We start from the raw sequence: 9,446 nt of genomic DNA, 5'->3' as shown, positions 1-9,446 counted from the left end.
GATCGGGAGTCCTCCATGACCGACCAAAGCCCCAATGACATCTTTCATGCTTCCAGCTTCATGCAGGGGCATAACGCGGAATATCTCGAACAGATGTATGCCCGCTACGCGTCCGATCCCAATGCGGTCGACGAAGCCTGGCAATCCTTCTTCCGCCAGCTCGGCGACGCCGAACTGGACGTCAAGGCCGAGGCCAGCGGCCCGTCCTGGGCACGCGGCGACTGGCCGCAGCAGCCCAATGACGACCTCACCAGCGCGCTGACCGGCGAATGGGCCCAGCCCTCCGAGGTCAAGAGCGCCGGCGACAAGATCAAGGCCAAGGCGGCCGAGAAGGGCGTCAAGGTCAGCGACGAGGCAATCAAGCGCGCGGTGCTGGACTCGATCCGGGCGCTGATGATCATCCGGGCCTACCGGATCCGGGGGCATCTGGTGGCCGACCTCGATCCCCTCGGCATGCGCGACAAGACCCCGCATCCCGAGCTCGACCCGAAATCCTACGGTTTCGCCGAGGCCGACATGGACCGGCCGATCTTCATCGACAAGGTGCTGGGGCTGGAAATCGCCACCATGCGCCAGATCGTCGACATCGTGAACCGTACCTATTGCGGCACCTTCGCGCTGCAATACATGCATATCTCCGACCCCGAGCAGGCCTCGTGGCTGAAAGAGCGCATCGAGGGCTACGGCAAGGAAATCCAGTTCACCCGCGAGGGCCGCAAGGCGATCCTGAACAAGCTGGTCGAGGCCGAGGGCTTCGAGAAGTTCCTTCATGTCAAATACATGGGCACCAAGCGTTTCGGCCTTGACGGCGGCGAAAGCCTGATCCCGGCGATGGAACAGATCATCAAGCGCGGCGGCAATCTCGGCCTCAAGGAAATCGTCATCGGCATGCCGCACCGCGGCCGCCTGTCGGTGCTGGCCAACGTGATGGCCAAACCCTACAAGGCGATCTTCAACGAATTCCAGGGCGGCTCGTTCAAACCCGAAGACGTGGACGGCTCGGGCGATGTGAAATACCACCTCGGCGCCTCGTCGGACCGCGAGTTCGACGGCAACACCGTACACCTCAGCCTGACCGCCAACCCCTCGCACCTCGAGGCGGTGAACCCGGTGGTTCTGGGCAAGGTGCGCGCCAAGCAGGACCAGCTGGGCGACAGCGCCCGCACCCAGGTGATGCCGATCCTGCTGCACGGTGACGCGGCCTTTGCCGGCCAGGGTGTCGTCGCCGAATGTTTCGCCCTGTCGGGTCTGCGCGGTCACAAGACCGGCGGCACCATGCATATCGTGGTCAACAACCAGATCGGTTTCACCACCGCGCCGCATTTCTCGCGCTCCTCGCCCTATCCCACCGACAACGCGCTGGTGGTCGAGGCGCCGATCTTCCACGTCAACGGCGACGATCCCGAGGCGGTGGTGCACGCCGCCAAGGTGGCGACCGAGTTCCGCCAGAAGTTCCAGAAGGATGTCGTCATCGACATGTTCTGCTATCGCCGGTTCGGTCACAACGAGGGCGACGAGCCCATGTTCACCAACCCGATCATGTACAAGAAGATCAAGGGCCACAAAACCACCCTGTCGCTCTACACCGAGCGCCTGGTGCAGGACGGGCTGATCCCCGAGGGCGAGATCGAAGACATGAAGGCCGCCTTCCAGGCCCATCTCAACGAAGAGTTCGAGGCCGGCAAGGAATACAAGCCCAACAAGGCCGACTGGCTGGATGGCCGCTGGTCGGGCATGGACCGCGAGGACGGCGTCTATCAGCGTGGCCAGACCTCGATCAAGGAGACCACCTTCCAGGAGGTCGGCGCGGCGCTGAGCCGGGTCCCCGAGGGCTATCCGGTCCACAAGACCGTGAACCGGCTTCTGGACAGCAAGTCCAAGATGTTCGAAAGCGGCAAGGGCATCGACTGGGCCACCGGCGAGGCACTGGCCTTCGGCTCGCTGCTGACCGAGGGCTTCCCGGTGCGGCTCGCCGGACAGGATGCCACCCGCGGCACCTTCTCGCAGCGCCATTCCGGCATCGTCAACCAGGAAACCGAAGAACGGTTCTACCCGCTCAACCACATCCGCGCCGGTCAGGCCCATTACGACGTCATCGACTCGGCGCTGTCGGAATATGCGGTGCTGGGTTTCGAATACGGCTATTCGCTGGCCGAGCCCAACGCGCTGACCCTTTGGGAGGCCCAGTTCGGCGATTTCGCCAATGGCGCCCAGATCATGTTCGACCAGTTCATCTCGTCCGGTGAATCGAAATGGCTGCGCATGTCGGGTCTGGTGGTGCTGCTGCCGCACGGCTTCGAAGGCCAGGGCCCCGAGCACTCCTCGGCACGGCTCGAGCGTTTCCTGCAAATGTGCGGCGGTGACAACTGGATCGTGGCCAACTGCACCACGCCAGCGAACTACTTCCACATCCTGCGCCGCCAGATCCACCGCAGCTTCCGCAAGCCGCTGATCATGATGACGCCGAAATCGCTGCTGCGGCATCGCCTCTGCGTCTCGGAAGCCAGCGAGTTCACCGACGGTTCCTCTTTCCACCGCGTCCTCTGGGACGACGCGCAGAAGGGCAACTCGGACACCAAGCTGGTCGCCGACGACAAGATCAAGCGCGTGGTGCTGTGTTCGGGCAAGGTCTATTTCGACCTTCTCGAAGAGCGCGACGCCCGTGGCATCGACGACATCTACCTGATGCGCATCGAACAGTTCTATCCGTTCCCGGCGCATTCGCTGATCCAGGAACTCGAGCGCTTCAAGGGGGCCGAGATGGTCTGGTGCCAGGAAGAGCCCAAGAACCAGGGTGCCTGGTCGTTCATCGAACCCAATATCGAATGGGCGCTGACCCGCATCAACGCCAAACATACCCGCCCGACCTATGCCGGCCGCCCGGCCTCGGCCTCGCCTGCAACCGGTCTGGCAAGCCAACACAAAGCACAACAAGAAGCGCTGGTGAACGCCGCGCTGTCCATGGAAGGAAACTAACCCATGAGCGAAGTTCGCGTCCCGACCCTGGGCGAATCCGTTACCGAAGCCACCGTCGCCACCTGGTTCAAGAAACCCGGAGACGCCGTGGCCGTCGATGAAATGCTCTGCGAATTGGAAACCGACAAGGTGACCGTCGAAGTGCCCGCCCCCTCGGCTGGTGTGATGGGCGAGATCATCGCCGCCGAAGGCGACACCGTGGGTGTCGACGCCCTGCTGGCCACCATCGTCGCCGGTGAAGGCGCCAGCCCGGCACCCACCGCCGAAGCCGCCCCCGCCGCGGCGCCGGCCGCAGCCGCAGCCGGCTCGGTCGACGTCATGGTGCCGACCCTCGGCGAAAGCGTCACCGAAGCCACCGTCTCGACATGGTTCAAGGCGGTCGGAGATGCTGTCGCGCAGGATGAAATGCTGTGCGAGCTTGAAACCGACAAGGTTTCGGTCGAAGTGCCGGCCCCGGCCGCCGGCGTGCTGGCCGAAATCACCGCCCCCGAAGGCACCACCGTCGACGCCTCGGCCAAGCTGGCGGTGATCTCCTCCTCGGGCGCGGTGGCAGCCGCCGCCCCGGCCGCCGCCGCAGCAGCGCCGGGCGCGGCCGCGACCGGCAAGGACGTGGAGAACGCCCCCTCGGCCCAGAAGCTGATGGCCGAAAAGGGCATCGACCCGGCCAGCATCAAGGGCTCGGGCCGCGACGGGCGGATCATGAAGGAAGATGTCGCCAACGCGCCGGCCGCAGCCGCCGCCGCCGCCGCCATCGCCGCTCCCGCCGCAGCGCCGGTGCCGCGTGCCCCGGTGCCGGCCGATGACGCTGCCCGCGAGGAACGGGTCAAGATGACCCGCCTGCGCCAGACCATCGCCAAGCGCCTGAAGGACAGCCAGAACACCGCCGCCATGCTCACCACCTACAACGAGGTGGACATGACCGAGGTGATGGCGCTGCGCAACCAGTACAAGGACCAGTTCGAGAAGAAGCACGGCGTGCGTCTTGGCTTCATGTCCTTCTTTACCAAGGCCTGCTGCCACGCACTGAAGGAAGTGCCCGAGGTCAACGCCGAGATCGACGGCACCGACATCGTCTACAAGAACTTCGTCCACATGGGCGTTGCCGCCGGCACCCCGACCGGCCTTGTGGTTCCGGTGATCCGCGACGCCGACGCGATGTCCTTCGCAGCGATCGAGAAAGCCATCTCGGAAAAGGGCAAGCGCGCCCGCGACGGCAAACTGTCGATGGCCGAGATGCAGGGCGGCACCTTCACCATCTCCAACGGTGGTGTCTATGGCTCGCTGATGTCCTCGCCGATCCTCAACCCGCCGCAGTCGGGCATCCTCGGCATGCACAAGATCCAGGACCGCCCGATGGTCATCAACGGCGAGATCAAGATCCGCCCGATGATGTACCTGGCGCTCAGCTACGACCACCGCATCGTCGACGGCAAGGGCGCCGTGACCTTCCTGGTGCGCGTCAAGGAAGCGCTGGAAGATCCGCGCCGCCTGCTGATGGATCTGTAAGGACGCGGTGCGTGCAAGCACGCACCCTACGCGATCGTAGGGTGCGTGATCTCACGCACCTGCCGCCGTATGCGCGGCCGCAACCCCGCCCGTATCGCTTCGACGCGATACCGAGGCAATACCGACGCGATACCGAACCCGTTTCGGGCGTCGTTCATTTTGAAGGAAATGACCCATGTCCCAATATGACGTCATCATCATCGGCGCCGGCCCCGGCGGCTACGTCAGCGCCATCCGCTGCGCCCAGCTGGGCCTGAAAACCGCCGTGGTCGAAGGCCGCGAAACCCTTGGCGGCACCTGCCTCAACGTCGGCTGCATCCCCTCCAAGGCGCTCTTGCACGCCAGCCACATGCTGCACGAGGCCGAGCATAATTTCGCCGCCATGGGCCTCAAGGGCAAGAGCCCCTCGGTCGACTGGAAACAGATGCTGACCTACAAGGACGAGACCATCGGCCAGAACACCACCGGCATCGAATTCCTGTTCAAGAAGAACAAGATCGACTGGATCAAGGGCTATGGCAGCATCGAAGCCGCCGGCAAGGTCAAGGTCGGTGACACCAGCTATGAGACCAAGAACATCGTCATCGCCTCGGGCTCTGTGCCCGCGTCGCTGCCGGGTGTCGAGGTCGACAACGACAAGGGCGTGGTGGTCGACTCCACCGGCGCGCTGGAGCTTCCCAAGGTGCCGAAGAAGATGGTCGTCATCGGCGCCGGCGTCATCGGCCTCGAGCTGGGCTCGGTCTATCAGCGCCTCGGCGCCGAGGTCACGGTGGTCGAATATATGGACGCGGTCTGCCCCGGCATGGATGCCGACGTGCAGCGCAGCTTCAAGCGCATTCTCGAGAAACAGGGCCTTGCCTTCGTCATGGGCGCCGCGGTCTCGGGCGTCGAGGCCTCCAAGACCAAGGCCAAGGTGAAATACGCGCTGAAGAAATCGCCGGAAGACGAGCAGGTTCTCGACGCCGACGTGGTGCTGGTCGCCACCGGTCGCCGCCCCTATTACCAAGGCCTCGGCCTTGATACCGTCGGCGTGAAACTGACCGAGCGCGGCCAGATCGCCACCGATGGCCAGTGGAAGACCAACGTGCCCGGCATCTATGCCATCGGCGACGTGATCGAAGGCCCGATGCTGGCCCACAAGGCCGAGGACGAAGGCATGGCGGTGGCCGAGGTGATCGCCGGCAAGCACGGCCATGTGAACTATGGCGTGATCCCGGGCGTGGTCTACACCACCCCCGAAGTGGCCACCGTCGGCGCCACCGAAGCGGCGCTGAAGGCCGAGGGCCGCAAGATCAAGGTCGGCAAGTTCATGTTCATGGGCAATGCCCGCGCCAAGGCGGTGGGACAGGCCGAAGGCGCCTTTGTCAAGATCATCGCCGACAAGGAAACCGACCGGGTGCTGGGCGCCGCGATCATCGGCCCGGCCGCCGGCGACATGATCCACGAGCTCTGCGTGGCGATGGAGTTCGGCGCCTCGGCCGAGGATATCGCCATGACCTGCCACGCCCACCCGACCTATTCCGAGGCGGTGCGCGAGGCGGCTCTGGCCTGCGGCGACGGGCCGATCCACAGCTGATCCGCGCCCTTGGCAAAAGACTTATGGGCAGGCCCCGGGGGCCTGCCCTTTCTGCTTTCAGGGCCCGCGTTCCGGGCCCCGCGCCCCTGCGGTCCGGGGCCGGGCCAGACCGGCCACCCAGTCATGGCAGGGGCAACCCACCAGATGGTCGTTGACCAGGCCACAGGCCTGCATGAAGGCATAGACGATGGTCGGGCCGCAGAACCGGAAACCGGCCTTTTTCAGATCTTTTGATATGCGCGTCGACAGGGGGGTGAAGGCCGGCACCTCGGCAAGGCTCTGCCAGCTGTTCTGCAGGGGCCGGTGGTCGACATAGCGCCACAGGAAGTCGTCAAAGCCCCCGGCGGCCTCGATCCTCTGCCATGCACGCGCATTGCCGATCGTCGCCTCGATCTTGCCCCGGTGGCGCACGATGCCCGGATCATCCAGCAGCCGGGCCACCTCGGCCTCGCCCCATGTGGCGATGACATCCGGGTCGAAGCCCCGGAAGGCGGCGCGGAAATTCTCGCGCTTCTTGAGGATGGTGATCCAGCTCAGCCCGGCCTGGAAGCCGTCGAGGATCAGCTTTTCCCACAGGGCCCGGCTGTCGTATTCGGGCACGCCCCATTCGCTGTCGTGATAGGCGACATAGATCGGCTCCTGCCCCGCCCAACCGCATCTTTCAGCCATCAATCCCCCCAAATTGCCCGGTGCGCAAGCGCCTGCCCACGGACGCGCGCATCGCCATCACCGTTAAGCCAATGTTCACCGTTTGCCGGCCAGTCTGGCATGGATCACAGCGGGAGCAAACCATGCAGCGGCACGATGCAAACCTGACCGGATTACACGAAGGGCTGGACTCGCCCCTGAATGCTGCCGTGGGCCTGCGCGACGCCGACACGCTTCGCATGGTGACCGAGGCGATCCGCCATGGGCAGGTGCTGCTGGCCTTTCAGCCGGTGGTCCGGGCCCGGGCCCGGCAGGAGATTGTTTTTCACGAGGCCCTGATCCGGGTGCTTGATGCGACCGGGCGGGTGATTCCCGCCAAGGAATTCATCGATGCGGTCGAGGGTTGCGAAGCCGGTCGTCAGCTCGATTGCCTGGCGCTTGAATTGGGGCTGGGGGTGCTGGCGTCTCATCCTTCGCTGCGCCTGTCGATCAACATGTCGGCACGCTCGATCGGCTATGGCCGCTGGATGCGCAGCCTCGACGCCGGGCTGCGCCGCCGCCCCGACATCGCCGAAAGGCTGATCCTCGAGATCTCGGAATCCTCGGCGGTCCAGATCCCGGAACTGGTGGTCGACTTCATGGACGATTTGCGCGCCCGGGGCATATCCTTTGCCCTGGACGATTTCGGATCTGGCTTCAGTTCCTTCCGCCACTTCCGGGATTTCTTCTTTGATATCCTAAAGTTGGATGGGCAGTTCTCGCGCGGGATCCGGGCCGACCCCGAAAACCGGGTTCTGGCCGGGGGCATCGCCGCCATCGCACGGGGCCTTGATATGTACACCGTCGCCAGCCGCGTCGAACACCCCGAGGATGCGCGCATTCTGACCGAGCTGGGCTTTGACTGCCTGCAGGGGTTCCTGTTCGGCGCCCCCACCATCAACCCCGAGTGGCAGGCGAAAAAAAAGAACAGCGACGCCGCGTAACGACGCAACATTATTTCCCCCCTCGGGCACCCTTCCCGTTGCCGCAATGCGGCGAAACTGCTATGCACCGCTGCGAAGGCCTGTGCGGAAGCTTGAACTCCGCGCCGGAAACGCGGACCCTTCGTGAAGTCTTTGGTAGAGGAATCATACATGACCAACGTAGTTATCGCATCGGCAGCCCGGACCGCTGTCGGCAGTTTCAGCGGCTCGTTCGCCAACACGCCCGCCCATGACCTGGGCGCCACGGTTCTGGCTGCACTGGTCGAGCGCGCCGGTATCGATGCGTCGGAAGTTTCGGAAACCATTCTCGGCCAGGTGCTGACCGGCGGTCAGGGCCAGAACCCGGCCCGCCAGGCCCATATCAATGCCGGCCTGCCGCAGGAAAGCGCCGCCTGGGGCATCAACCAGGTCTGCGGCTCGGGGCTGCGCGCCGTCGCGCTGGCGGCCCAGCACATCCATCTTGGTGACGCGGCGATCGTGGCCGCCGGCGGCCAGGAAAACATGTCGCTGTCGCCCCATGTCGCGCATCTGCGCGCCGGCACCAAGATGGGTGACGTGAAATACATCGACTCGATGATCCGCGACGGTCTGTGGGATGCCTTCAACGGCTATCACATGGGCCAGACCGCCGAGAACGTCGCCAACCAGTGGCAGATCAGCCGCGATCAGCAGGACGCTTTCGCCGTCGCCTCGCAGAACAAGGCCGAAGCCGCCCAGAAGGCCGGCAAGTTCGCCGACGAGATCACCCCCTTCACCGTGAAGACCCGCAAGGGCGACATTGTTGTCGACAGCGATGAATACATCCGCCACGGCGCCACCATCGAGGCGATGCAGAAACTGCGCCCCGCCTTCACCAAGGACGGTTCGGTCACCGCCGCCAATGCCTCGGGCATCAATGACGGCGCCGCCGGCGCCCTGCTGATGAGCGCCGAAGAAGCCGAGAAACGCGGCATCGAACCGCTGGCGCGGATCGCCTCTTATGCCACCGCGGGCCTTGATCCGTCGATCATGGGCGTCGGCCCGATCTATGCCTCGCGCAAGGCGCTGGACAAGGCCGGCTGGGCGGTCGGCGATCTCGACCTGGTGGAAGCCAACGAGGCCTTTGCCGCACAGGCCTGCGCCGTCAACAAGGACATGGGCTGGGATCCCGAGATCGTCAACGTCAACGGCGGCGCCATCGCCATCGGCCACCCGATCGGTGCTTCGGGCGCGCGCATCCTGAACACGCTTCTGTTCGAGATGAAGCGCCGCGACGCCAAGAAGGGCCTTGCCACGCTGTGCATCGGCGGCGGCATGGGCGTGGCCATGTGCCTCGAACGCCCCTGAGTTTCTGCCCGCTGAAACATGTTACAAAGGGCGCTCACCAGCGCCCTTTTTTTAACCCGTCACCCCAACCCCTTTCATGCAGGCACAAAACTTTCTGAGCTGCGGCAAATTGTTCTAGCAACATTGTTGCACCCCCGTTGTTTTCTGCGTAACAGAATTACTGAGCGATCACATCAGACAGGAGAAACACCCATGGCAAGAGTAGCACTCGTCACCGGCGGTTCGCGCGGCATCGGCGAAGCCATTTCGAAGAAATTGCAGGCCGAAGGATACAGCGTCGCAGCCACCTATGCCGGCAATGACGAAGCGGCCGCCAAGTTCACCGAAGAGACCGGCATCAAGACCTACAAGTGGAACGTCGCCGATTACGAAAGCAGCGCCGCGGGCATCGCCCAGGTCGAGGCCGATCTGGGCCCGATCGACGTCGTCGT

7 protein-coding genes are annotated in these 9,446 nt (G+C 64.4%); 6 read left to right on the top strand and 1 reads right to left on the bottom strand.

Annotated features, from left to right (window positions below; all coding sequences use genetic code 11):
• Positions 1 to 15 precede the first annotated feature (15 nt).
• The 3 genes from ABZD10_RS10570 (at position 16) to lpdA (ending at position 6,058) form a co-directional block, all read left to right on the top strand.
• Positions 16 to 2,976, top strand: a complete 2,961-nt coding sequence (locus ABZD10_RS10570; protein ID WP_372886380.1) for a 2-oxoglutarate dehydrogenase E1 component — start codon at positions 16 to 18, stop codon at positions 2,974 to 2,976.
• Positions 2,977 to 2,979: 3 nt separating this feature from the next.
• A complete protein-coding gene (gene odhB / locus ABZD10_RS10565; protein WP_372886378.1) occupies positions 2,980 to 4,482 on the top strand; it encodes a 2-oxoglutarate dehydrogenase complex dihydrolipoyllysine-residue succinyltransferase in 1,503 nt (500 codons plus the stop codon).
• A 175-nt stretch (positions 4,483 to 4,657) separates the two neighbouring features.
• Complete coding sequence (gene lpdA / locus ABZD10_RS10560) at positions 4,658 to 6,058, top strand: dihydrolipoyl dehydrogenase (RefSeq protein WP_372886377.1); 1,401 nt, start codon at positions 4,658 to 4,660, stop codon at positions 6,056 to 6,058.
• A gap of 57 nt (positions 6,059 to 6,115) precedes the next feature.
• Here lpdA and ABZD10_RS10555 read toward each other — a convergent pair whose 3' ends face one another.
• Positions 6,116 to 6,727: a DNA-3-methyladenine glycosylase I gene (locus ABZD10_RS10555; RefSeq protein ID WP_372886376.1), complete on the bottom strand. Its 612-nt coding sequence runs from the start codon at positions 6,725 to 6,727 to the stop codon at positions 6,116 to 6,118.
• 122 nt (positions 6,728 to 6,849) lie between these two features.
• On the opposite strand from ABZD10_RS10555, the gene ABZD10_RS10550 reads away from it, so the two are divergent.
• From ABZD10_RS10550 to ABZD10_RS10540, 3 genes are all read left to right on the top strand, one after another.
• A complete protein-coding gene (locus ABZD10_RS10550; RefSeq protein WP_372886375.1) occupies positions 6,850 to 7,689 on the top strand; it encodes an EAL domain-containing protein in 840 nt (279 codons plus the stop codon).
• Between the two features lie 150 nt (positions 7,690 to 7,839).
• On the top strand, positions 7,840 to 9,015 hold the full coding sequence (locus tag ABZD10_RS10545; protein WP_372886373.1) for an acetyl-CoA C-acetyltransferase: 1,176 nt from the start codon (positions 7,840 to 7,842) through the stop codon (positions 9,013 to 9,015).
• A gap of 192 nt (positions 9,016 to 9,207) precedes the next feature.
• A partial coding sequence (locus ABZD10_RS10540; RefSeq protein ID WP_372886372.1) for an SDR family NAD(P)-dependent oxidoreductase occupies positions 9,208 to 9,446 on the top strand: 239 nt, incomplete at its 3' end.

The organism is Shimia sp. (assembly GCF_041624275.1).
GTDB lineage: Bacteria > Pseudomonadota > Alphaproteobacteria > Rhodobacterales > Rhodobacteraceae > Shimia.
Note: the sequence above shows the minus strand (reverse complement) of the source record. Positions and strands in the feature narration are given on the sequence as shown.

Bases quoted from the DNA above. Each gene is read 5' to 3' on its own strand.
- ABZD10_RS10550 (WP_372886375.1), top strand. From the start codon at position 6,850: ATGCAGCGGCACGATGCAAACCTGACCGGATTACACGAAGGGCTGGAC.
- odhB (WP_372886378.1), top strand. From the start codon at position 2,980: ATGAGCGAAGTTCGCGTCCCGACCCTGGGCGAATCCGTTACCGAAGCC.
- ABZD10_RS10570 (WP_372886380.1), top strand. From the start codon at position 16: ATGACCGACCAAAGCCCCAATGACATCTTTCATGCTTCCAGCTTCATG.
- ABZD10_RS10555 (WP_372886376.1), bottom strand. From the start codon at position 6,727: ATGGCTGAAAGATGCGGTTGGGCGGGGCAGGAGCCGATCTATGTCGCC.
- lpdA (WP_372886377.1), top strand. From the start codon at position 4,658: ATGTCCCAATATGACGTCATCATCATCGGCGCCGGCCCCGGCGGCTAC.
- ABZD10_RS10545 (WP_372886373.1), top strand. From the start codon at position 7,840: ATGACCAACGTAGTTATCGCATCGGCAGCCCGGACCGCTGTCGGCAGT.